The sequence below is a fragment of the Bifidobacterium kimbladii genome (assembly GCF_032193675.1).
Lineage (GTDB): Bacteria > Actinomycetota > Actinomycetes > Actinomycetales > Bifidobacteriaceae > Bombiscardovia > Bombiscardovia kimbladii.
Map to the genome: position 1 here is coordinate 1 of NZ_JASTZZ010000003.1, position 24,170 is coordinate 24,170.

Here is a 24,170-nt window from a genome sequence, read left to right on the forward strand (position 1 = left end):
CCCCCCCCCCCCCCCCCCCCCCCCCCCCCCCCCCCCCCCCCCCCCCCCCCCCCCCTTCTGGGCACCCGGTTCAGAGGGCGTTGACGGCGCTGGCCAGACCGGACTTGCGGTTGGCGGCCTGGTTGCGGTGAATCACACCCTTGCCGGCGGCCTTGTCCAGACGGCGGGCGGCCACCTGGAAGGCAGCCTGAGCGGCCTCCTTGTCACCGGCATCCACGGCCTTGCGCACGGAACGCACTGAGGTCTTGATCGCGCTCTTGACCTCCTTGTTGCGCAGGTGCGCCTTTTCGTTGGTGATGACCCGCTTCTTCTGCGACTTGATGTTTGCCAATGTTGCTCCAAACGATGAATGTATCTGTACAGACAACCCACCATAGTAGCACCCGACCGGGAGAAGAATCCGCCAGAGGCGGGCGCTTCGGCCCAGGGCATCGTCTAGAATCGTTAGACCAGACGTACGTGAGGAGAGCAGACCGGTGCAGGAAGCCAAGAACCAACCAGGATTCACCGACCAATCGCTGATCCGCAACTTCTGCATCATCGCCCACATCGATCACGGCAAATCCACGGTGGCTGACCGGATCCTGCAGCTGAGCGGGATTGTGCCCAAGCGCGAGATGCACGACCGGTTCCTGGACAGGATGGACATCGAGCAGGAGCGCGGCATCACCATCAAGTCCCAGGCCGTTCGCCTGCCCTGGGTCAAGGACGGCGTCGAATACACCCTGGGCATGATCGACACCCCGGGCCACGTGGACTTCACCTACGAGGTATCCCGTGCCCTGGAGGCCTGCGAGGGCGCGGTTCTGCTGGTGGACGCCACCCAGGGCATCGAGGCGCAGACCCTCTCCAACCTCTATATGGCCTTGGAGGATGACCTGACCATCATCCCCGTCCTCAACAAGATCGACCTGCCTTCGGCCGAGCCGGACAAGCACGCCGAGGAGATCGCCAACCTGATCGGCTGCTCCACGGACGAGGTGCTCCGGGTGTCGGGCAAGACCGGCCAGGGGATCCGTGAGCTGGTGGACCGCATCGTGGACCAGGTGCCGGCCCCCAAGGGGGATCCCAAGGCCCCGGCCCGGGCTCTGATCTTCGACTCGGTCTACGACTCCTACCGGGGAATCGTCACCTACATCCGGATGGTGGACGGCGAGCTCAAGGAGCGCCAGAAGATCCGCATGATGGGCCGGGCGACCGTGCACGACCCCATCGAGCTGGGGGTGATCAGCCCCGACATGACCCCCACCAAGGCCCTGGGTGCCGGGGAAGTCGGCTACGTGATCACCGGCGTCAAGGACGTCAGCCAGTCCAAGGTGGGCGACACGGTCACCACCGAGGCCAACCCGGCCAAGGAGCCCCTGCCCGGCTATCAGGATCCCCAGCCCATGGTCTATTCCGGGCTTTTCCCCATCGACAACGCCCAGTTCCCCGAACTGCGCGACGCCCTGGACAAGCTCAAGCTCAACGATGCCGCCCTGGTCTATGAGCCGGAGACCTCGGTGGCCCTGGGCTTCGGCTTCCGCTGCGGCTTCCTGGGGCTGCTGCACATGGAGATCGTCACCGAGCGCCTGAGCAGGGAGTTCGGCATGGATCTGATCGCCACGGCCCCCAACGTCACCTATCAGGTGACCATGGAGGACGGCAGCGAGCACACGGTGACCAACCCCAGCGAGTTCCCCGACGGCAAGGTTCGCCGGATTCTGGAACCCGTGGTCAGCGCCGATATCATCACCCCCAAGGAGTTCATCGGGCCGGTCATGGAGCTCTGCCAGGACCATCGCGGGCAGATGGGGACCATGGAGTATCTGAGCCCCGAGCGCGTCGAGATGCACTACAGGATGCCCCTGGCCGAGATCGTCTTCGACTTCTTCGACCAGCTGAAGAGCCGGACCAAGGGCTACGCCAGCCTGGACTACCAGCCCGACGGCACCCAGTCCGCCGACCTGGTCAAGGTGGACATCCTCATCCAGGGGGAGAAGATCGACGCCTTCTCGGCCATCGTCCACAAGGACAAGGCCTACGCCTACGGGGTGATGATGACCAAGAAGCTGCGCAAGCTGATTCCGCGCCAGCAGTTCGAAATCCCCATCCAGGCGGCCATAGGGTCGCGCATCATCGCCCGGGAGACCATCAGCGCCCTGCGCAAGGACGTGCTGGCCAAGTGCTACGGCGGGGACATCACCCGCAAGCGCAAGCTGCTGGAGAAGCAGAAGGCCGGCAAGAAGCGCATGAAGATGCTGGGACATGTCGAGGTGCCCCAGGAGGCCTTCATCGCCGCCCTGAGCACCGGCCAGGCCCAGGACCGGGACACCAAGGACAAGATCCGGGCCGCCGCCAGGAAGGAGGGCTGAACGGGTGGGATCCTACCAGGTCTACATCCATGTGCCCTTCTGCATGCGCCGCTGCGGCTACTGCGACTTCAACACCTACACGGCCCGCGACCTGGGCGGGGGCGCCAGCCGGGAGCACTATGCCGACCTGGCCATCCAGGAGATGCGCATGGTCCGCGACTGGCAGACCTCCCGAGGCCTGATAGAGCCGCCCGTGTCCACCATCTTCTTCGGCGGAGGCACGCCCACCATTCTGCCGGCCCAGGATCTGGTGCGCATGGTCGAGGCCGTGGCCGACCTTTGGGGGCTCTCCCCCGGGGCTGAGATCACCACCGAGGCCAACCCCGACACCGTTGATCGGGCCTATCTGGAGCAGCTGCTTCGGGGCGGCATCAATCGGGTCTCCTTCGGCATGCAGTCAGCGGTGCCCAGCGTCCTGGCCACCCTGGACCGCACCCATACCCCGGCCAATGTGACCACAGATGTGGCCGCCGCCAAGGACTTGGGACTCAGGGCCAGCGTGGACCTGATCTACGGGACGCCGGGGGAGCGGCTTGAGGATTGGCGGACCAGCCTGCAGGCGGCCCTGGACCTGGGCGTGGACCATGTCTCCGCCTACGCCCTGACCCTGGAGCCCACCACCAAGATGGGCCGAGCCGTGCGCCGGGGCCAGCTGCCTGCACCCGATGATGACGACGAGGCGGCCAAGTACGAGATGGCTGACGACATGCTCTCCCAGGCAGGCCTCTACTGGTATGAGATCTCCAACTGGGCCCGCCCCGGCCAGGAGAGCCGCCACAACCTGGGCTACTGGCACAACGTGGACTGGGCCGGCATCGGCCCCGGCGCCCACTCCCACTATCGTGCTCTGGAAGGCCAGGACACAGGCATGGCGCCGGTGGATGAAGCTCGGGAACAGGAGCCTATGCCGTCCGTCTCGCCCGGGTTCAGGGCCACAGGAACAGCAGCAGCGCAAGAGGCCGATCCCGGGGCACGCTGGTGGCTATCGCCGGAGCCCGGCCTGGGGGAGCGGCGTGCCAGGGCCATTCGCTCCTGGGACATCGCCCACCCCAGGGACTGGGCCGCCGCCATGGACGCCGGACATGTGCCCTGGCAGGATGCCGAGCTTCTGGGCTTCAGGCAGGACCTGGAGGAGACGGTCATGCTGGCCCTGCGCCTGCCGGAAGGCCTGGGGCTGGATCGGCTGACCAGGCAGGCGGGTCGTCCGGCCGACCCGAAGATCCTTAAGGATCTGGTCGATCAGGGCCTTTTGCTGCCAGTGCGCGACAGAATCCAGGTGACCCGCCGGGGCCGCCTGCTCAACGATCTGGTCATCGACCAGGTCCTGGAGGCGGTAGGAATTCGTTAGACACTGCGGAACGTTACACGGATGTCACCTGTGGATGCATTATTCTGTTGATTCACCATTGACAAGGCTCCTCAAGGGTGGAGCATGCCGGCCCCGCCCCCGTCCACGAATGAGGTGATTGCGGTGTCATTCACGGCCCCTCTCGATCTGCACGTTCACGGCCCGCAAGGGCTCTATGACCCTGATACGGAACACGATGCCTGCGGTTTCGGCATGGTGGCCACCCTCAACCGACGGGATGAAAGACTGATCGTCGAACAGGGCATCCGCGTCCTGGTCAACCTGGACCACCGAGGGGCCGTGGGAGCCGAGCCCAACACCGGCGACGGGGCCGGCATCATGCTCTCCATGCCTGACGAGTTCATGCGCACCCGGGTCTGCAGGGATCTGCCCGAAGCCGGCCACTATCTGGCGGGCATGGCCTTCCTGGACAGGGACCCGGCTCAGGCTGCCAGCCAGGAGGAGGCCATAGCATCGATCGCTGGCCAGGAGGGGCTGCGCGTCCTGGCCTGGCGGTCAGTGCCCACCGATCCTGACGGACTGGGTCTGCAGGCTCTGGCCTCCATGCCTCGCTTCCTCATGCCCATCATGTGCGACGCCGGGCCGGATAGCCGCGGAGGACTGGATCTGGAGCGGCTGGGCTACCGGGTCCGCAAGCGGGCCGAGCACGAGCTGGGCGTCTACTTCGCCTCCCTGTCCTGCCGGACCATCACCTACAAGGGCATGCTGACCACCAAGCAGCTGCAGGGCTTCTTCCCCGATCTGGGTGACCCGGTCTTGAAGGCCCGCCTGGCCATCGTCCACTCCCGCTTCTCCACCAACACCTTCCCCTCCTGGCCGCTGGCCCAGCCCTTCAGGATGATCGCCCACAACGGGGAGATCAACACCATCCAGGGCAACCGCAACTGGATGTCGGCCCGCGAGGGAAAGCTGAGTTCGGAGCTGCTGGGCGACATGGCCCCGCTGCTGCCGGTCAACACCCCCGGAGCCTCGGACTCGGGCACCTTCGACGAGACCCTGGAGCTGCTCCACCTGGCCGGGCGGTCCCTGCCCCACGCCGTCTCCATGATGATGCCTCCGGCCTGGCAGCAGGATCCGGACATGGATCCCGACCTGAAGGCCTTCTACCAGTACAACGACGCCCTGATCGAGCCCTGGGACGGCCCGGCGGCCATCGTCTTCGCCGACGGGACCCTGGTAGGCGCCCAGCTGGACCGCAATGGTCTGCGCCCGGGCCGCTGGCAGCTGACCGATGACGGTCACCTGGTCCTGGCCTCGGAGGCCGGCGTCCTTGAGGATACGCCCCAGGAGTCCATCGTCGCCAAGGGCAGGCTGGAGCCGGGACGCATGTTCCTGGCTGACACCGAAGAGGGCCGGATAGTGCCCGACAGCGAGATCAAGCACCAACTGGCGGGTCTGCACCCCTACAGGAAGTGGATTGCCGAACGAACCGTCCGCCTGGATGACCTGCCCGAGCGCGAGCATGTCAACTACTCGCGCGTCTCGGTCCACCGGCGGCAGCAGGCCTTCGGCTACACCCGGGAGGACCTGACCATGCTGCTGGGGCCCATGGCTGAAACCGGCAGCGAGCCCATCGGCTCCATGGGCAATGACGCGCCCATCGCCGTGCTCTCGCGCCGCTCGCGCATGCTCTTCGACTACTTCACCCAGAAGTTCGCCCAGGTCACCAACCCGCCCCTGGACTGGGAACGCGAGGAGCTGGTCACCAGCATCGCCTCGGCCATCGGCCCCGAGCCCAACCTTTTGGAGGACACCCCCGAGCACGCCTGGAAGATCCACATCGACCTGCCAGTGGTGGACTCCGTCCAGATGGCCCAGATCAAGCGCCTGGACCGGGCGCCGGTCCTGGAAGGGCGCTTCCGCCCCTGTCTGATCCGCGGCCTCTACCAGGTTGCCGGAGGCGGCAAGGCCCTTGAGGAGCGTCTGGAGGCCATCGAAGGGGAGGTGGATCGGGCCATCGAGGAGGGCTGCAATGTGCTTGTCCTGTCCGACCGGGACTCCAACCACATCTGGGGGCCCATACCCTCCCTGCTGCTGACCGGGGCCGTCCAGCACCACCTGCTCCGTCGGCACACCCGCAACCAGGTCTCCCTGGCAGTGGAGGCCGGCGACGTGCGCGAGGTCCACCATGTGGCCCTGCTGATCGCCTACGGCGCTGCCTGCGTCAACCCCTACCTGGCCCTGGAGTCTGTGGAAAGCCTGGCCAACAACGGGGACCTGCACGTGGATGCACGAAAGGCCTCTGCCAACCTGGTCCGGGCCCTGAGCACCGGGGTCCTGAAAATCATGAGCAAGATGGGCGTGAGCACCATCATGTCCTACCGCGGCTCACAGCTCTTCGAGGCCGTCGGCCTGAGCCGGGAGGTCATCGACCGCTGGTTCACCGGCACCACCTCCCTGGTGGGCGGCATAGGGCTTGATGAGATCGCCGCCGAGGTGGCCCAGCGCCATCGGGTGGCCTACCCCATCGAGTGGACCGCCGGATCCGGGCATGACCTGGAGACAGGCGGCAACTACCACTGGCGGCGCACCGGCGAGGACCACCTGAACGATCCTGAGTCCATCTTCCTGCTCCAGCAGTCCACCAAGCGAGGGGACTACGGGCTGTTCCGGGCCTACACCGACCATGTGAACGCGGCGGCCAAGCAGGGCATGACCCTGCGCGGCCTCATGGAGCTGCACTCCGACAGGGCGCCCATACCGCTGGACCAGGTGGAGCCCGCCGAGTCCATTGTCACCCGCTTCTCCACTGGTGCTATGAGCTACGGATCCATCTCCCAGGAGGCCCATGAGACCATGGCCCTGGCCATGAATCGGCTGGGTGCCCGGTCCAACTCCGGCGAGGGCGGCGAATCCCCGGACCGGATTGCAGACCCTGCCAGGACCAGCCGCATCAAGCAGGTGGCCTCGGCCCGGTTCGGGGTGACCAGCGACTACCTGGTCTCGGCCACCGACCTGCAGATCAAGCTGGCCCAGGGAGCCAAGCCGGGGGAGGGCGGCCACCTTCCCGGCGCCAAGGTCCCGCCCTGGATCGCCCAGGTCAGGCGTTCCACACCCGGGGTCGAGCTCATCTCGCCTCCGCCCCACCACGACATCTACTCCATCGAGGACCTGAAACAGCTCATCCACGACCTGAAGATGGCCAACCCCCGAGCCCGCATCCACGTCAAGCTGGTCTCCGAGCACGGGGTGGGAACCGTGGCCGCGGGCGTGGCCAAGTGTCATGCCGATGTGGTCCTCATCTCGGGCCAGGACGGCGGCACGGGGGCGGCGCCGCTCAACGCCATCAAGCACGCGGGCACCCCCTGGGAGCTGGGCCTGGCCGAGACCCAGCAGACCCTGGTCATGAACGACCTGCGCTCGCGGATCGTGGTCCAGTGCGACGGGGAGCTCAAGACCGGCCGCGACGTGGTCGTAGCCGCCCTGTTGGGGGCCGAGGAGTTCGGCTTCGCCACCACGGCGCTGCAGGTGGAGGGCTGCGTCATGATGCGGGCCTGCCACAAGAACACCTGCCCCCAGGGCATAGCCACCCAGGATCCGGAGCTGCGCTCGCGCTTCACCGGTCGGCCCGAGGACCTGGTCAACTTCTTCATGTTCATGGCCCGTCAGGTGCGGGAGATCCTGGCCTCCCTGGGATTCGCCAGCCTGGAGGAGGCGGTCGGCCACGTGGAGTGCCTGCGCCGGGACCCCTCCGTGCGCACCTGGAAGAGCCAGGGCATCGACCTGGATGCCATCCTGCGCAAGCCTGGCCCCACCCCGGGCACGGTGCTGCACCACACGCAGGCCCAGGATCACGAACTGGACAAGTCCCTGGATGCGGACCTGATCAATCAGGCCGTCGACGCCCTGGACGAGGGCCGGCCGGTGGCCATCAAGTCAACCGTGCGCAACGTCAACCGGAGCGTGGGCACCATGCTGGGCTACAGGATCACCCGCCAATACGGAGCCGCCGGCCTGCCTGTGGACACCGTGGACATCACGCTGACCGGGTCTGCCGGTCAATCCCTGGGTGCATTCATCCCCAGGGGCGAGACCATCCGGGTGATCGGCGAGGCCAACGACTATGCAGGCAAGGGCCTGTCCGGCGGCCGTCTGATCCTCCAGGCTGCCCAAGGCGTCAGGTTCGATCCGCACCAGACCGTCATCTGCGGCAACGTGGCTGGATTTGGCGCCACCTCGGGCGACATGTTCGTGGCCGGCCGGGCCGGGGAGCGCTTCGCCGTACGCAACGGGGGCGGCCGTTTCGTGGTCGAGGGCCTGGGCGACCACGGTTGCGAGTACATGACAGGCGGCCTGGTGGTGGTTCTGGGTCCCACAGGGCGCAACTTCGGCGCCGGCTTCTCGGGAGGGGATGCCTACCTGCTGGACATGGACACCTCCCGGCTGAATCCGCAAGCCTGGAATGACGGCTCCCTGCTGGCCTTGGAGCCCGACCAGGACCAGGCGGCCATGCTCAAGGAGCTGATAGCGGAGCATGTCCGGCTGACCGGGTCAAAGGCTGCGGCCGGGCTGCTGGAGGACTGGCCGAGCGCGCTGGCCCGGTTCACCCATCTGGTTCCCCGTCGTTATCTGGCCATGAAGAAGGCCATGGAAGAGGCCGAACGCGAGCAGGTGGACTTCAACGAGCCCGGCGTCTGGGACGCCACCTACGACCAGGTCATGGAAGGAGCGCACTGATATGGTCGACCCCAAGGGATTCCTCAAGGTACGCACCCGGCACGAGCTGGCCGAGCGCCCGGTATCCGAACGCCTGAAGGACTGGCGGGACGTGCACCAGACCACTGGCCCTGGTCCCTGGACCGCCGAGCAGGCCGCCCGCTGCATGAACTGCGGCACCCCCTTCTGCATGACCGGCTGCCCCCTGGGCAACCTGATCCCCGAGTTCAACGACCTGCTGTCACGGGGCCGTTGGGAGGAGGCCTACGAACGGCTGAGCCTGACCAACAACTTCCCGGAGTTCACCGGACGGATCTGTCCGGCTCCCTGCGAGTCCTCCTGCGTGCTCTCCATCCACCAGCCGGCCACCACCATCAAGCTGGACGAGCAGACCATCATCGACCAGGCCTGGTCCCTGGGCCTGGTCAAGCCCAGGCCGCCCCAGCGGCTGACTGACATGACCGTGGCCGTGGTCGGGTCGGGTCCTGCAGGGCTGGCCTGCGCCCAGCAGCTGACCCGGGCCGGGCACACGGTGGTGGTCTATGAGCGCGCCGATGCCATTGGCGGACTCCTGCGCTACGGCATCCCAGCCTTCAAGCTGGAGAAATCCCTGCTGGACCGTCGGCTGGAGCAGATGGAGGCCGAGGGGACCCGATTCCGCACCGGCGTCGAGGTGGGCCGGGACCTGGGCTGGGACCAGCTGCGGGCCCGCTATGACGCCCTGGTGGTGGCCATCGGTTCCACCGAACCCCGGCGGGTGGACCTTCCCGGCAGGGAGCTGAAGGGCATCCACTACGCCATGGACTTCCTGCCCGACCCCACCCGCAAACTCATGGGCCGCGAGCCCATCAACAACATCGATGCCGCCGGCAAGGACGTCATCATCATCGGCGGCGGCGACACAGGTTCGGACTGCCTGGGCACGGCCCTGCGAGAGGGCGCCAAGTCGGTCACCGTCCTCCAGATCCGACCCAAAGAGCCCTCATCCAGGCCTGATGACCGGCCTTGGCCAACCTACGCCCGGCTCTACAATCCCACCTCTTCCATGGAGGAGGGCGGCCACTACGAGTACGCGGTGGACAGCCTGGAATACCTGGGCGACGGTTCCGATGACCGGATCAGCCTGGACCAGACCAGCGCCCCGACAGGTTTTGACCGGGACCATGAGGGACGGGTGCGCGGCGTTCGCGTGGTGGATGTCAGCCGTGACGACCAGGACCGAATCATCCCCCATCCCGACACCGAGCGGGTCCTGCCTGCCGACCTGGTGCTGATCAGCATTGGCTTTGCCCATCCCGAGACGGCCACCCTGACCGGACAGACCGGCCTAGGGCTGGACCCGCGCGGCAACGTGGCACGGAATGCGGACTACGCCACCGAACGTGACGGCATCTTCGTGTGCGGTGATGCCGGACGCGGCCAGTCCCTGGTGGTCTGGGCCCTGGCCGAGGGCCGTTCCTGCGCGGCGGCCGTGGACCGGTATCTGACTGGCGCCACTGAATTGCCCGCCCCCATCCGAGCCGATGAGCGCGCCATGGCCCTGCCTGCGGCCGACAATCGCCCACGCTAATATGAAAAGGTATGGTGCCGATCGAAGGGATGGAGGCAGTGGGATATGACCAACCGCGCTGAACGTAGGGCGCAGGCCAAGCGGAGCCGCCGTGGCGGCAGCGCCGACCGGAGGATGACGGCCAAGGGCAGGGCCGGAGTGATGGACGAACGGGCCTTGCAGGAACGCTCCCGCCGGCTGGAGGCTGGCCAGGGCGCCGAGTGGAAGCCCACCGGGCATACCGATGACCTGGTGCAGAAGGACTCCGTGGACCCCAATGACCGCAATCCCCGTCTGCTCAGGGCTCCTAGCGGCGTGCGTCAATGGCTGCGAATCCTGGTCTGGGCCCTGATCATCTGCTCTGGCCTGGCCTTCCTGGTCTGCATGTGGCTGCCCCACGTTCCCATCTGGGCCACCATCGCCATCGCGGCGGTCTTCTGCCTGGGCGTGTTGGGGCTTTTCCTGGTCGGCGGCAACCGGGACAATCCACGCCTGGACTCCTACGGAACGGCCCTGTGACCATGACCGAAAGCGTGGCAGAACAGCAGGCCGTGCTCATGCAGCACGTGGGATTCCGCCGTCAGGGCCGGGTCATACTGAACGATGTCAACCTTGAGGTGGGCCAGGGGCAGAAGTGGGTCCTCTTCGGACCCAACGGGGTGGGCAAATCCACCCTGGTGGCCATGATGAGCACCCGAGGCTTCCCCAGCACTGGCAGCGTGGAGATCCTGGGCAACCGGCTGGGCAAGGTGAACGTCTTCTCCTACCGGCATCGGATTGGTCTGGCCTCGGCCGGCCTGGCCAAGACCATCAGCCCCCAGGAGGATCCCTACGACGTGGTGCTGACAGCCTTCAGCGATACCACCGGACGCTGGAGGGAGACCTTCACGGCCAAGCAGGAAGAGGCCACCCTGGCCCTGATGGACCGGTTCGGCATCGCCTACCTCAAGGGCAAGCGCATGTACCGGCTCTCCGAGGGGGAGCGCGGCCGGGTGCTGATATGCCGGGCGCTGATGGCCAATCCCGACCTGCTCATCCTGGACGAGCCGACCACCGGACTGGATCTGGGCGGCCGGGAGCTGGTGCTCAGGGCCTTGAGCGACATCGGCAGAGAGGACAAGGACCGCACGGTCATCCTGGTCACCCACCGGCTTGAGGAGATTCCTCTGGGCTTCGATCGGATAGCCATGATGGGCCGACGTCCTGCCGACACCGCAGACACCGGCGACCCGGATCCGGGCACCATCGTCTATCAGGGACCCTTGGAGGGTGGACTGACCGGTCCGCGCCTGAGCGAGCTCTTCGGCCTAGATCTGACCGTGGTCCACCGCGACGGACGCTGGGGCGCCTTCGCCGTCTGAACGCCACTGCCTGCGGACACGTTCTGACACGCCCGTATCAGCTCAAGGAATAGCGATTCGTTCACTAGGGCACGGGTATAGACTGTGGTGGTTTGTCTGCCCGGGGACCGTGGCAGACCTGTATGCGTGAAGGATGTTGACGTGATCAAGATATGGACTCGCTACCTGCGGCCTTACTGGCTTCAGGTGGCCGTTCTGGTGCTCTTTCAGGTGGCGCAGACGGCCTTGAACCTCTACCTGCCCAACCTGCAGGCGGACATCATCGACAAGGGCGTGGCCGTAGGCGACCAGGATGCCATCTACAGGATCGGCTGGCAGATGATGGGGATCACCGCCCTCCAGATCGTGGCCAACGTGGTCGCCGTCTACTGCGCCACCCGGCTGGCCATGAGGATGGGCTACGAGCTGCGCAGGGATCTGTTCGCCTCGGTGGAGGGCTTCAGCCTCAACGAGATCGAGCGCTTCTCGGCCGGTTCCCTGATCACCCGCACCACCAACGACGTCCAGCAGATGCAGATGACCACCATGCAGACCCTGATGATCATCCTGCAGGCCCCGGTCATGCTGATCGGCGGGCTGATTCTGGCCCTGCGCCAGGACGGCCCCCTGACCTGGTCCCTGGCGGTCATCATCCCCCTGATTCTCCTGGTGGCCCTGGTGCTCATGGGCAGGATGGGCCCCCTGTTCACCCGCTTGCAGAACATGCTGGACTCCGTCAACCGCCTGGTCCGCGAGCAGATCTCCGGCGTGCGGGTCATCCGTGCCTTCGTCCGCGAGAAGACCGAGGCCGCCCGCTTCGACAAGGCCAACCGCGACGTCTACGGTGTCCTGATCTCCACCGGCCGGCTGATGAGCATGATGGTGCCGCTCATGTGGTTCCTGCTGAACATGTCCAACGTGGCCATCATGTGGTTCGGCGGCCGCCGCATCGACTCCGGGGCCATGCAGATCGGCGCCCTGCAGGCCTTCATCCAGTACCTGATGATCATCCTGTCAGGCCTGATGATGGCCGCCATGATGTCGGTCATGCTGCCCAGGGCCGCTGTGGCCGCCCGAAGGATCAACGAGGTCCTGGAGGCCACCAGCGAGATCGCCGCTCCCGAGCATCCCTACCGCAACGAGCACCCTCAGGGGTTGCTGGAGTTCAAGCATGTGGACTTCAGCTATCCGGGCGCCCAGGACCCGGTCCTTTCGGACATCTCCTTCACTGCACGGCCGGGCACCACGACGGCCATCATCGGAGCCACGGGATCCGGCAAGTCAACCATCATCCGGCTGGCCAACCGCATGTTCGACGTCACCAACGGCCAGGTCCTGGTTGACGGGCACGATGTGCGCGAGTACGACCCCGACCAGCTGGCCCTGATCTTCGGGCCGGTCCCGCAGAAGGCCACCCTCTTCACCGGCACCATCCGCGACAACATGCACTACGGGGACCCCGATGCCGACGACGACCGCATCTGGCAGGCCCTGCGCATCGCCCAGGCCGAGGACTTCGTCCGTGAAATCCCCGAGGGCCTTGATGCCCGCGTGGCCGAGGGCGGCACCAACTTCTCCGGCGGGCAGAAGCAGCGGCTCTGCATGGCCAGGGCCATCCTGCGCAACCCCCGCATCTACACCTTCGACGACTCCTTCTCGGCCTTGGACATGACCACCGACCGCGCCCTGCACGAGGCCCTGGTGCCGGTCACCCGCGAGGCCACCCAGATCGTCGTGGCCCAGAGGGCGGCATCCATCCGCGAGGCCGACCAGATTCTGGTCCTGGACCGAGGCCGCATCGTCGGCCGAGGCACCCACGACGAGCTCATGGAGGACTGCCCCACCTACCAGGAGATCGTCCAATCCCAGGGCGGGCAGGGTCCCGACGTGGAAGAGCTGAGCATTGACGAGGGGAGGGCCGAGTAGATGGCCAAGGACTTGAGCGCAAATACAGGCTCGAAGGCCGTAGGCAGCCGCCGCCACACCGTGGGCCGGCTGGTCCATTACCTGCTGGCCAGCCCCTGGAGGGTCATCGTCATGGTCCTCTCCGGCATGATCGCCGTGGCCATGATCGTCATCGGGCCCAAGGTCATGGGCGAGGCCACCAACGTCCTTTTCGAGGGGCTGCTGGGTTCCATGCTGGTCAAGATGGGCGCCAAGCCCGGCACCCCCAAGCAGGCTGTGGTCACCTACCTGCAGTCCCGCGGGCAGGACAAGTTCGCCCGGATGATCGACTCCATGAACGTCCAGGTGGGCGTGGGCATCGACTGGGGGCGCTTCGGCACCATCCTCATGTTCGTCATCGGCATCTACCTGATCTCCATCCTGGTCAGGCTGGTGCAGAACTTCCTGATGACCCGGCTGGTCTCAGACGCGGTCTATACCATGCGCAGGCAGATCGAGGACAAGCTGGACCGGCTGCCCCTGCAGTACTTCGACCGGACCCCGCGCGGCGAGGTCATGAGCCGGACCACCAACGACATCGACAACATCTCGGGCACCCTGCAGCAGATCCTGGGCGAGCTGCTCTTCTCGGTCTTCTCCATCATCGGCGCCTTCATCATGATGCTGACCATCTCGCCCCTGCTGACCCTGATCGCCTTCGTCATCATCCCGGTCATGGCCCTGTGCGCGGGCGTCATCCTCAAGAAGACCCAGCCCCAGTTCACCAGGCAGTGGATACGCACCGGCCAGGTCAACAGCCACGTGGAAGAGATGTTCTCAGGCCATTTGGTGGTCCGGGCATTCGGACATCAGCACAAGGCTGAAGAGGAGTTCGAGGAGCGCAACCAGGAGCTCTACCAGGCCAGCTTCAAGGCCTCCTTCTACTCGGCCCTGGTCACGCCCATGTCGACCTTCTTCGGCAACCTGAGCTTCGTGATCGTGGTCATCATCGGCGGCGTGCACGTGCTCAACGGCAGCATGAGCCTGGGCGGCCTGCAGGCCTTCACCCAGTACACCCGTCAGGCCTCCCAGCCCATCGGCCAGCTGGCCTCCATGGGCACCATGCTCCAATCCTCCCTGGCCTCCTGCCGCAGGGTCTTCGACTTCCTGGACGAGGCCGAGGAGGTGCCGGACATCGAGCATCCCGACCATCTGGGCCAGGAGACCGGAGGCAAGGTCGAGGGCCACGTCCGCTTCGACCACGTCCGCTTCTCCTACGATCCGGCCGAGCCGCTGATCAAGGACCTGTCCATCGAGGCCAAGCCTGGGCAGACCATCGCCATCGTCGGGCCCACCGGCGCCGGCAAGACCACACTGGTCAACCTGCTCATGCGCTTCTACGAGATCCAGGGCGGGCACATCACCATCGACGGCGTGGACACCTCCAGGGTGACCCGCCACGACCTGCGCAGCCACTTCGGCATGGTCCTGCAGGACACCTGGCTCTTCGACGGCACCGTCCGCGACAACCTGCTCTACGGGCTGGACGAGGGGCAGACCATCCCCGAGCAGACCATGATCGATGGCGCCAAGGCCACCCACGTGGACGAGTTCATCCGCAAGCTGCCCCAGGGCTACGACACCGTCCTGAATGAGGACAGCAGCGAGCTCAGCCAGGGCGAACGTCAGCTGATGACCATCTGCCGGGCCTTCCTGTCCGACCCCGACATCCTGATCCTGGACGAGGCCACATCCTCGGTGGACACCAGGACCGAGCTGCTGGTCCAGCAGGCCATGAACACCCTGCGCAAGGGCAGGACCTCCTTCGTCATCGCGCACAGGCTGTCCACCATCCGCGACGCCGACCTGATCCTGGTGGTCAACCACGGCTCGGTGGTCGAACAGGGCACCCACGACCAGCTGCTGGAGCGCGGAGGCGCCTATGCCTCCCTCTACAACTCCCAGTTCACCAAGGGCGAGGAGGACTGAGGGGGCATGAGCCTGAGACGCGGTCCGCTGAGCGTAGGGGAGCGGGTCCAGCTGACCGACCGGCGTGGCCGCAGGCTGACGGTCATGCTTGAACCTGGCGGCCTGACCCAGACCGACCACGGGCTCCTGCCGCACGAGGCCATGATTGGCCTGCCCGAGGGATCCGTGGTGGTGACCATATCGGCTGACAAGTGGCGGCGGATGCGTCACAAGCAGGATGCCGGCACTGCCACAGAAGCACCTGACAGGGCCAAGCCCTGGAAGTCCTCGCGAAGCATAGGGGGATGGGCCTTCACCGTCATGCGCCCCCGGCTGGAGGACTATATCCTTTCCATGCCACGCGGCGCCCAGATCATGTACCCCAAGGACGTGGCCAGGGTCATCCTCCTGGGCGACATCCGTCCGGGCATGAGGGTCCTGGAGTCGGGAGCCGGATCAGGGGCCATGAGCCTGGGCCTGCTGGATGCCATCGGCACGGAGGGGAAGCTGACCAGCATCGAGCGACGGGAGGAGTTCGCCCGGGTGGCCATGGGCAATGCCACCGTCTTCTTTGGACAGCGCCCTGCCCAGTGGGACCTGCGCACCGGCGACTTCGACACCCTTGCCGCCGACCTGCCCGAGGACGAATTCGACCGTATTGTTCTGGACATGCTGGACCCCTGGAACCGCCTGGAGCAGGCCTACCGGGTCATGGCCCCCGGCGGCGTGCTGACCGCCTATGTGACCACCACCACCCAGCTCAGCCGGCTGGCCGAGGCCCTGCGCGCCGACGGCCGGTGGACCGAGCCCGAGATCATGGAGAGCCTGGAGCGCTCCTGGAAGGCCGACGGTCTGGCGGTCCGACCCGAGCATGAGATGATCGGGCACACCGGCTTCCTCTTGACCAGCAGGGCCATGGCTTCCGGCCAGCAGGCTCTGCGCAAGCATGTCCGGGCCACCAAGGACTACCAGACTGACGTCGATCAGGGCCGACCGCCTGCCAAGAGCAGCGGCTCCAACCGTGAGCGCGAGGCGGAAGACCTTGAGGATCTCGAGGATCTGGAGCTGCGCCGGGTCTCCGATCGCAAGCTGCGCAAGGTGCTGCGTGACCTGGACCATCAGGTGCGAACTCTGCAAAGCGGACAGGATCAGGAAGACTGATCACCCATGACCGGCGTATCCACTGGGCTCTGTCATAATGGGAAGGGCGACTGATGAGATTGTCGGGAAAGGAAGCATGGATGGGTTTGCGAAAGGGTCTGAAGGCTGAGGATCTGCGGCGGTGCAGCCGAACCCTCATGCTCATGCGTCACGCCAAGACCGGACGCCAGGGGTCGCAGGGCGATCGCAGCCGCCAGCTGACCGACCGTGGCCAGAGACAGGCTCGGATCATGGGCCGTGGCTTGACCGCTTTGGGCCTGGTGCCTGACCGCATCATCTGCTCGGGCGCACCCCGGGCCCGTCAGACCCTGGACGGCATGCTCAAGCCCTTGGGGGATGGGCCGCGTGTCGATTACCGGGAATCCCTCTATGAATCCGGCATGCAGGCGGTATTCGACGAGCTGGCGCAGACCGAGGATCGTGACCGCCGGGTCCTCATCCTGGGTCATGAGCCCACCATGTCTATCTGCTCACAATGGCTGGCCGAGGACAACTCCGATCCCGACCTTTTGGACCTGCTCAATCTTGGACTGCCCCCGGCCACTATGGTCGTGCTGGGCTCCGAGCGGCCCTTGACCGACTGGGGAACCCACCAGGCCCGTTTGCTGGGCATTCTGGGCCCCCAGGACCTGGAGGACTGACCGGCGAACAAGCTCAAGGCCACCGCTGCAGGCAGTCTTGACGGGCTTCAGTCCCCAGCTTGCCGTCCTGCCGTTATCGATTCAGGTTATGGCGACACCTTATTTGCACCAATTACCCGCCTCCCCCCGCCGCTGATAGGCTGACCAAAGACATCAGGACGAAACTGGGAGGTTTCATGGCAGCGATTACATCCGTGTCCGGATTCCCGCGCATAGGCGCGCACCGCGAACTCAAGAGGGCCATCGAGGGCTATTGGAAGGGCGAACGGAATCTGGACGAGGTTCGGCGCACGGCCGCCGATCTGCGGGCCAGACACTGGCAGCTTCAGCAGGAGGCCGGCGTCGACCTGATTCCCGTCAACGATTTCAGCTACTACGACCAGGTCTTGGATACGTCCATCCTCCTGGGCGTCGTGCCCGAGCGCTATCGGAAGCTGGGCCTGGGCCCAGAGGACACCCTCTTCGCCATGGGCCGCGGCTACCAGGGGGAGCAGGGTGACGTGACCGCCCTGCCCATGAAGAAGTGGTTCACTACGAACTACCACTACCTGGTTCCCGAGATCGACCAGGACACCAAAATCGCCCTTGAGGGCGACAAGCCTTTCAAGGAGTTCCAGGAGGCGCGCAAGCAGGGCATCGCCGCCAAGCCGGTTCTGATCGGCCCCTACACCTTCCTCAAGCTGGCACGCGGCCCCCAGGGCGAGCTGCTGGATCCTGACCCGGCACTGGTCCAGGACCTGGCCAAGGCCTATGCGACCATCCTGGAGCGGTTCATCGGCCTTGGCGCCGACTGGGTACAGCTGGACGAGCCCTATCTGGTCCTGGACAAGGAACCGGGCGACCAGGACCTCTTCGATACCCTCTATGGGCCCATTCTCAAGGCCCGCCAGAGCGGCCAGGGCAAGGTCCGTATCCTGCTCAACACCTACTTCGGCCATGTGGGCGACTGCTATGCCCGGCTGGCTGACCTGGGCTTCGACGGCATCGGCCTGGATCTGGTCGAGGGCAGGGATGAGAACCTGGCGGCCCTCAAGGAGCATGGCGTGCCGGAGGAAACCGTCATCTTCGCCGGCCTGGTCAACGGCCGCAACATATGGCGCAACGACTATGCAGTCAGCCTGGGCCTGCTGGATGCCCTGCACCAGGTGACCCCGAACGTGGTGGTGTCCACCGCATGCTCACTGCTGCACGTGCCCTATACCGTGGCCGACGAGGATGGGCTGGATGCCGACACCGTGCGGCCCCACTTCGCCTTCGCCCTGGAGAAGCTGGGCGAGCTGCACGATCTGGCCCAGCTGGCCGATGCCGACGAGGACCAGCGCCGCTCCAGCAAGGCCCTTGCCGACAACCAGAAGCTCTTCGACGGCAGCCGCGTCCAGCCCGACCCCCAGGTGCAGCAGCGCCTGGCCGGCCTTAAGGACGAGGACTTTGTGCGTACCCCGGCCCGGCCCGAGCGCCAGAGGATCCAGGCCAAGGAGCTGGGTCTGCCCCTGCTGCCGACCACCACCATCGGCTCCTTCCCCCAGACCGCCGAGGTCCGCGCCGAGCGTGCCCGCCTGCGCAAGAAGGAGATCAGCCAGGAGGACTACGACGACTTCATCGCCCGCAAGATCGACCAGGTCATCGACCACCAGGAGCAGATCGGCCTGGATGTGCTGGTCCACGGCGAGTTCGAGCGCAACGACATGGTCGAGTACTTCGGCCAGAACCTCAAGGGCTATCTCTTCACCCGGAATGCCTGGGTCCAGTCCTACGGCACCCGCTGCGTCAAGCCTCCCATCGTCTGGGGGGACATCTCCCGCGCCAGGCCCATCACCGTGCGCTGGTCCTCATATGCCCAGTCCCGCACCAACCATGTGGTCAAGGGGATGCTGACCGGTCCGGTGACCATTCTCAACTGGTCCTGGCCCCGCGAGGACATCGATCACAAGCAGCAGACCCGCCAGCTGGCCCTGGCCATCCGTGACGAGGTCCTGGACCTGGAGGCCGCGGGCATCCGCATCATCCAGATCGACGAGGCCGCCCTGCGCGAGAAGCTGCCGCTGCGGCGCTCCGACTGGCACAGCCGATACTTGGACTGGGCCATCCCCGCCTTCCGGCTGGTGCATTCCGGGGTCAAACCCACTACCCAAATTCACACCCACATGTGCTACTCGGAGTTCAACGACATCATCAAGGACATTGATGCCATGGACGCCGATGTGATCTCCTTCGAAGCCTCACGCTCCGACCTGACCGTTCTGGATGCCATCCAGGAGGCCAGGTTCGAGACCGAGGCGGGCCCCGGAGTCTACGACATCCACTCGCCGCGCATCCCCTCCACCGAGGAGATCGTGGACCGGATCCACGCCATCCTGAAGAAGCTGGATGCGGCCAAGGTCTGGATCAACCCCGACTGCGGATTGAAGACCCGAGGCGACAAGGAGACCTGGCCCAGCCTGGAGCACATGGTGGCCGCCGCACAGCAGGTGCGTTCGGAGCTATCGTCCAGTCAGGAGTCGGATCATGCATGAGCCTATCTTTTCCCTGGAGGTCTTTCCCCCCAAGCGCGATGCCCCGGTGGGCACCATCTATGACACCCTGGACGGTCTGGAAGGGCTGATGCCCGATTTCATCTCGGTGACCTACGGGACCGGCCGCCGCTCGGACCGCACGGCCACGGCCCGCATAGCCAAGACCATCCATACCGAGTACGGCATCCCTGCCGTGGCGCACTTGACCGCCCAGTACGCGGACCGCGAGGTGATCGACCAGGCCCTGGACATGTTCGACGACGCGGGGGTGGCAGCGGTGCTGGCCCTGCGCGGCGACAGCGTGGAGGGCCGCGAGCCCGCCGGAGTCTTCGACCATGCCAGCGACCTGGCCGCCTACATCCGGTCGCGTCGGCCCAACCTGTCGATATACGGAGCCTGTTATCCGGAGACCCACCCGGAGGCCGCCTCGCCCGAGGAGGACATGGAGCATCTGCGAATCAAGGTGGATTCCGGCGTGGATCATCTGGTTTCGCAGCTTTTCTACGACAACGCCGATTTTCTGGACTTCCTGGACCGGGCTCGGGCAGCCGGCATCCAGGTGCCCATCGAGGCCGGCATCATGCCCATCACCAACGAGGGCCAGGTCCGGCACATGAGTGAGGTCTGCAAGGCGCGGATCCCGGCGGCTGTTGAGTCCATCCTGGAGCGCTGGGGCAACGACCGTGCCAGCCTGCGCGAGGCGGGCATCATCTACGCCTCACAGCAGATCGCCGACCTGGTGGCCCACGGGGTGGACGGCATCCACCTTTACTCCATGAACCACTCCGGCGTCACCAGGCGTATCTGGCACAACGTCCGTCACCTCTTCCATCAGGTTGGGGCCAAGGAGGAAACGGTCAGCAGCCAAAAATAATTGCATAGGAGCGGGTGAGGCCCCGCATCGATGACGGCAAAAGCGTGATCGCCAGCTTTCAGCGACGCTTTTGGCCATGATTGTCGGTGCGGGGCCTCAGCCATGGCCAGACCTTGAGCGCAGCTCTGTTCAAGGGCGGTATCATGCCAATCAATAGGCCAAGGACCATCCCTCCGATGGTTACCCAGGAGGCCAGATCACGCCCCAGCAGAATGAGCACCACCACCAGGCCGACCCCGATCAGGGACAGGACCTGTGTCCAGCGTTGCTGCGAATCGGTCAGTCGGTCGTTTTTCTTGGGCAGAAGTCCGTAGATCAGTCCCACCGCCAGCCCTATCAGGGCGCAGACGATGGTCAGGAGGGTATCGGTCAGCTGCATTCTGGCATTCCTTTGTTCATGATTGCTCGGGCAAGGTCTTTCTGGTGCCGCGCAGGGCGTGGACGCGGGCGTTGGCTCTGGCCATGGCATCCAGCTGCTCCTGGTCCTGTATGACATCTTCGGGATCAATGCCTGAAATCAGGGCTATGACAGTCTCATAAGATGTCTCGGCCGTAGGAAGGACTCCTACCAGCCGTCCCTGCCGCATGACTGCTATGCGGTCGGAAACCGCGAAAACGTCCGGCAGATCGTGGCAGACCATGAGGATGCTGCGCCCCTCGGAACGCATGCGCTTGATGTAGTTGAGCACCTCGGCGGACTGCATGACTGACAAGGAGGCCGTCGGCTCGTCCAGCAGGATCAGCTCCGGATTGTCCAACAGGGTCCTGGCGATCGACACGGTCTGTTTTTGCCCCAGGGAAAGGGTGGCCATAGGCTGGCCCACGCGGATGGGGGAGGACAGCGACTGGAGGACCTGACGGGTGCGCCGACGCATGGCTTCGTCGTCACGCCGATGGTGACGATCGCGCAATTCCTTGCCCAGGAAGAGGTTGGAGGAGACATCCAGGTTGTCGCAGAAGTCCTGCCCCTGAAAGACGGCTGCAATGCCCAACTGATTGGCGACTCTGATCGAGGGAATGCTGGTCGGCCGGCCCTTCCAGAGCAAGGTACCCTGGTCGGGCCGGATCAATCCTGACAAAATCCTGACCAGGGTGGACTTGCCTGCCCCGTTGTCGCCCACGATGGCGAGCACTTCGTGTTGGCGAATATCCAGGTGTATGTGTTTGAGGGCCTCAACGAACCCGAACTTGATGCAGAGGTCGTCCATCTGCATCAAGACAGTGGTTTCATGCAATCCAGGTCACCTCCTCTACGATGATCGACCTGCGGACTTGTTGGACACATCAATGTGTTCGTTGACGCTATCGACAGCCATCATAGCCGCCCCCAAAGCGGAACCGGTAATCGGATAGCGGGCAGGGAGCACCTCCATGGGAACCATGGCGTCAGGGAAAAGCATGCGCTGAAGGGTCTCCCGGAGGGGTTCCAGAAACACGTCTTCGGTTGTACTCAGAATGCCTCCCAGAATCACCACCTCGGGATCCACGGCGTTGCACAGATCGGCTACTACATTGCCGATGCGGATGGCCGCGTCGCCCACAATCCGTCTGCAGCCCGGGTCCCCTTTGACGGCATTGCCCACCAGATCCTCCAGGGTCATGTTCCCGTGTGTCACGCTCAGCAAGGAGACCAGACGGCTCTCGTCCACCACCGTATTCAGGCACCCGCGGTTGCCGCAGATGCAGATATCGCCCAAGGGATCCACCTGGACATGGCCTATTTCGCCTGCCAGCCCGGTGGTGCCCCGCCACACCTCGCCGTTGATGACGATTCCCGCACCCACACCGTCGTTGGCGTGGATGTAAACGAAGTTTCGTCTGCCGACTGCCGCGCCCATTCTCAGCTCGGCCATGGCTGAGAAGTTGGCATCGTTGTCCACCTGGACCGGCACCTGGAAAGCCTCATGGAAGGTGCCTATCAGATCCTCCTTGTCCCAGCCTCGCAGGATGCCGGGAATGGCCAGCTGGTGAGTTCTGCAGTCCACTGGGGCCCCCATGGCCAGGCCCAGGCCGACAAGCTCATCCGATTGGGCGCCGATGGAAGTCAGCGTCTCCTTGATCAGGATCATGGCCCGTTCCAGGGTTGTGTCCGGCTTGTGCTGCCGTGGCAGCGCCATATCATGCTCGGCGAGGATGGCATGGCTGGCGTCGACAACTTCCAGCCGCATTTCGTGACGGCCGATGTAAAGCCCCACCCCGAGGCCCTTGCGGCGGGCCAGCATGACCAGGGTGGCGCGGCGGCCGTTTCTGGTGGTGGAGGATGTCTCCAGAAGTCCTTGCTCGCCCATCAGGCGTACCAGGTTGGAGACAGTGGCTGTTGAGAGCCCGGTATTTTCAGCCAATTCGATCTGGGTCATGGCGCCGAATCTTCGGATCGTATCCAGCAGTAGGGCACGGTTGGCCTCACGCAGTGAGGACTGTGAACCGAACAATCGATGTGCCATAGGTTCCAGTGTAGCCAAGATCGTGGCTTGCCCCCGCCCAGTGCACCCCTTGCGCCGATGAAAGCCAAAAGTTCGAGCGAATTATTAAGTTCATGTACGAAACAGATAAATAGATAATCAGCTTTGTTGAGTTGATAAAGTTAACGCAATTGGGTATGCTGACCACTGGGCCTGCAATGAAGGGACCCAGGCAGACGGAGATGCCTGCCAGAGAATTCAAGGATGAAGGAGTCTTCATGAAGATGATGCAACGAGCCATGGCGGCGGTCATCGGCGTCGCCATGCTGACCGGACTGGGCGCTTGCGGAGGTTCACGTGCCTCCAGTTCCTCCCAGGAGGGAGGATCGATCGGCAAAGGCGCCACCATCGGCGTGTCCATGCCCACCAAGTCCGAGGAACGTTGGAACAAGGACGGCAACAACCTCAAGAGCAAACTGGAGAAAGCAGGCTACAAGGTAGTGCTCTCCTTCGCGGATGACAAGCCCGCCCAGCAGAATGCCGACATCGAGAACATGGTCAACAAGGGCGCCAAGATCGTGGTGGTGGCTTCCAAGGACGGCACAGCTGTCGGGCCGGCTGTCGAGAAGGCCAAGGATGCCGGGGCCAAGGTCATCGCCTATGACCGGCTGATCATGAACACCAAGGCCGTTGACTACTATGCGACCTTCCAGCTTGAGCGCACCGGCGTGCTGGAGGCCAACTGGCTGATCGACCAGCTGGGGCTCAAAAACGGAGCCAAGGGTCCATTCAATATTGAGCTCTTTACCGGTTCTCCCGACGACAACAACGCCAAGTACTTCTTCAAGGGCGCCTGGGAGCTGCTGCAGCCCTACTTCAAGTCGGGCGTTCTGGTCAGTCCCTCCCAGCATGGCGGCGGTGTGACCAAGGACTTCAAGCTTTCAGACTGGCAGAAGATCTCCGTCCAGTCCTGGAAGACCGAGCAGGCCCAGAAGGACATGGAGTCCATTCTTGATTCGACCTACGCCCATGGCGAGCGGTTGGATGCAGTGCTGAGCCCTTATGACGGCATCAGCCAGGGAGTCATCAACGCCATCCAGTCCAAGAGGCCCGACATCCAGCCCAATACCGACAACTGGCCCAAGATCACCGGGCAGGACGCCATGGAGATCTCCGTGGCCAACATCTCCAAGGGACTGCAGGGTCAGACCGTCTTCAAGGACGTCAACAAGCTGGCCCAGGCCGTCTACGACATGATCATCGAAATCGCCGAAGGCAAGAAGGTCACCGGCATCAACGGCACCTTTGACAACAACAGCATCAAGGTGCCCTCGAAGCTGCTGGATCCCAAGGCCATCACCAAGGACAACCTGACCGATCTGGTCAAGGCGAACTACCTGACCCAGGCACGATTCGATCAGCTGACCAAGTGAGGTTGGCATCACAGTCGCGCCGGACC

17 protein-coding genes are annotated in these 24,170 nt (G+C 64.8%); 13 read left to right on the forward strand and 4 right to left on the reverse strand.

What is annotated here, in order from left to right; genetic code table 11:
• Positions 1 to 70: 70 nt before the first annotated feature.
• On the reverse strand, positions 71 to 331 hold the full coding sequence (rpsT, locus tag QRX41_RS04720) for a 30S ribosomal protein S20 (protein WP_313839054.1): 261 nt from the start codon (positions 329 to 331) through the stop codon (positions 71 to 73).
• A gap of 145 nt (positions 332 to 476) precedes the next feature.
• Between rpsT and lepA the strand changes: the two genes are divergently transcribed.
• From lepA to metF, 12 genes are all read left to right on the forward strand, one after another.
• Positions 477 to 2,354, forward strand: coding sequence for a translation elongation factor 4 (gene lepA / locus QRX41_RS04725; RefSeq protein WP_101432419.1), 1,878 nt, complete (start codon positions 477 to 479; stop codon positions 2,352 to 2,354).
• Positions 2,355 to 2,358: 4 nt separating this feature from the next.
• The gene (gene hemW, locus QRX41_RS04730; protein ID WP_313839056.1) at positions 2,359 to 3,702 is read left to right on the forward strand and encodes a radical SAM family heme chaperone HemW; all 1,344 of its coding nucleotides are present in this window, start codon (positions 2,359 to 2,361) and stop codon (positions 3,700 to 3,702) included.
• Between the two features lie 123 nt (positions 3,703 to 3,825).
• On the forward strand, positions 3,826 to 8,400 hold the full coding sequence (gltB, locus tag QRX41_RS04735) for a glutamate synthase large subunit (protein ID WP_313839058.1): 4,575 nt from the start codon (positions 3,826 to 3,828) through the stop codon (positions 8,398 to 8,400).
• Position 8,401: 1 nt separating this feature from the next.
• A complete protein-coding gene (locus QRX41_RS04740; protein ID WP_313839060.1) occupies positions 8,402 to 9,949 on the forward strand; it encodes a glutamate synthase subunit beta in 1,548 nt (515 codons plus the stop codon).
• 45 nt (positions 9,950 to 9,994) lie between these two features.
• Complete coding sequence (locus QRX41_RS04745; protein ID WP_198206245.1) at positions 9,995 to 10,447, forward strand: tripartite tricarboxylate transporter TctB family protein; 453 nt, start codon at positions 9,995 to 9,997, stop codon at positions 10,445 to 10,447.
• Between the two features lie 2 nt (positions 10,448 to 10,449).
• Complete coding sequence (locus tag QRX41_RS04750; protein ID WP_313836736.1) at positions 10,450 to 11,289, forward strand: ABC transporter ATP-binding protein; 840 nt, start codon at positions 10,450 to 10,452, stop codon at positions 11,287 to 11,289.
• A 141-nt stretch (positions 11,290 to 11,430) separates the two neighbouring features.
• On the forward strand, positions 11,431 to 13,194 hold the full coding sequence (locus QRX41_RS04755; RefSeq protein WP_313836556.1) for an ABC transporter ATP-binding protein: 1,764 nt from the start codon (positions 11,431 to 11,433) through the stop codon (positions 13,192 to 13,194).
• Positions 13,195 to 15,141 carry an ABC transporter ATP-binding protein gene (locus QRX41_RS04760; protein WP_313839066.1) on the forward strand — a complete coding sequence of 649 codons (1,947 nt, stop codon included), beginning with the start codon at positions 13,195 to 13,197 and terminating at the stop codon, positions 15,139 to 15,141.
• A gap of 6 nt (positions 15,142 to 15,147) precedes the next feature.
• Positions 15,148 to 16,281 (forward strand): tRNA (adenine-N1)-methyltransferase, encoded by a 1,134-nt coding sequence (locus QRX41_RS04765; protein ID WP_313839067.1) that lies wholly within the window; start codon positions 15,148 to 15,150, stop codon positions 16,279 to 16,281.
• 80 nt (positions 16,282 to 16,361) lie between these two features.
• Positions 16,362 to 16,922: a SixA phosphatase family protein gene (locus tag QRX41_RS04770; protein WP_306220886.1), complete on the forward strand. Its 561-nt coding sequence runs from the start codon at positions 16,362 to 16,364 to the stop codon at positions 16,920 to 16,922.
• 176 nt (positions 16,923 to 17,098) lie between these two features.
• A complete protein-coding gene (gene metE, locus QRX41_RS04775) occupies positions 17,099 to 19,435 on the forward strand; it encodes a 5-methyltetrahydropteroyltriglutamate--homocysteine S-methyltransferase (protein ID WP_313839069.1) in 2,337 nt (778 codons plus the stop codon).
• The gene (gene metF / locus QRX41_RS04780) at positions 19,428 to 20,309 is read left to right on the forward strand and encodes a methylenetetrahydrofolate reductase [NAD(P)H] (RefSeq protein ID WP_313839071.1); all 882 of its coding nucleotides are present in this window, start codon (positions 19,428 to 19,430) and stop codon (positions 20,307 to 20,309) included. The genes metE and metF overlap by 8 nt, the downstream gene beginning before the upstream one ends.
• Before the next feature lie 58 nt (positions 20,310 to 20,367).
• Here metF and QRX41_RS04785 read toward each other — a convergent pair whose 3' ends face one another.
• The 3 genes from QRX41_RS04785 to QRX41_RS04795 are packed head-to-tail and all read right to left on the reverse strand — an operon-like array spanning position 20,368 to position 22,753.
• Positions 20,368 to 20,688 (reverse strand): hypothetical protein, encoded by a 321-nt coding sequence (locus QRX41_RS04785; RefSeq protein WP_313839072.1) that lies wholly within the window; start codon positions 20,686 to 20,688, stop codon positions 20,368 to 20,370.
• 16 nt (positions 20,689 to 20,704) lie between these two features.
• Positions 20,705 to 21,544, reverse strand: a complete 840-nt coding sequence (locus tag QRX41_RS04790) for an ATP-binding cassette domain-containing protein (RefSeq protein ID WP_313839074.1) — start codon at positions 21,542 to 21,544, stop codon at positions 20,705 to 20,707.
• 15 nt (positions 21,545 to 21,559) lie between these two features.
• A complete protein-coding gene (locus QRX41_RS04795) occupies positions 21,560 to 22,753 on the reverse strand; it encodes an ROK family transcriptional regulator (protein ID WP_313836544.1) in 1,194 nt (397 codons plus the stop codon).
• A gap of 236 nt (positions 22,754 to 22,989) precedes the next feature.
• Between QRX41_RS04795 and QRX41_RS04800 the strand changes: the two genes are divergently transcribed.
• Complete coding sequence (locus QRX41_RS04800; RefSeq protein WP_045924497.1) at positions 22,990 to 24,144, forward strand: substrate-binding domain-containing protein; 1,155 nt, start codon at positions 22,990 to 22,992, stop codon at positions 24,142 to 24,144.
• The last annotated feature ends 26 nt before the right edge of the window (positions 24,145 to 24,170 follow it).

Excerpts from the sequence above, each read along its gene's own strand:
- QRX41_RS04745 (WP_198206245.1), top strand. The coding sequence starts at position 9,995 with ATGACCAACCGCGCTGAACGTAGGGCGCAGGCCAAGCGGAGCCGCCGT.
- QRX41_RS04795 (WP_313836544.1), bottom strand. The coding sequence starts at position 22,753 with ATGGCACATCGATTGTTCGGTTCACAGTCCTCACTGCGTGAGGCCAAC.
- QRX41_RS04800 (WP_045924497.1), top strand. The coding sequence starts at position 22,990 with ATGAAGATGATGCAACGAGCCATGGCGGCGGTCATCGGCGTCGCCATG.
- metF (WP_313839071.1), top strand. The coding sequence starts at position 19,428 with ATGCATGAGCCTATCTTTTCCCTGGAGGTCTTTCCCCCCAAGCGCGAT.
- QRX41_RS04760 (WP_313839066.1), top strand. The coding sequence starts at position 13,195 with ATGGCCAAGGACTTGAGCGCAAATACAGGCTCGAAGGCCGTAGGCAGC.
- QRX41_RS04750 (WP_313836736.1), top strand. The coding sequence starts at position 10,450 with ATGACCGAAAGCGTGGCAGAACAGCAGGCCGTGCTCATGCAGCACGTG.
- QRX41_RS04765 (WP_313839067.1), top strand. The coding sequence starts at position 15,148 with ATGAGCCTGAGACGCGGTCCGCTGAGCGTAGGGGAGCGGGTCCAGCTG.
- metE (WP_313839069.1), top strand. The coding sequence starts at position 17,099 with ATGGCAGCGATTACATCCGTGTCCGGATTCCCGCGCATAGGCGCGCAC.
- QRX41_RS04785 (WP_313839072.1), bottom strand. The coding sequence starts at position 20,688 with ATGCAGCTGACCGATACCCTCCTGACCATCGTCTGCGCCCTGATAGGG.
- QRX41_RS04740 (WP_313839060.1), top strand. The coding sequence starts at position 8,402 with ATGGTCGACCCCAAGGGATTCCTCAAGGTACGCACCCGGCACGAGCTG.
- QRX41_RS04770 (WP_306220886.1), top strand. The coding sequence starts at position 16,362 with ATGGGTTTGCGAAAGGGTCTGAAGGCTGAGGATCTGCGGCGGTGCAGC.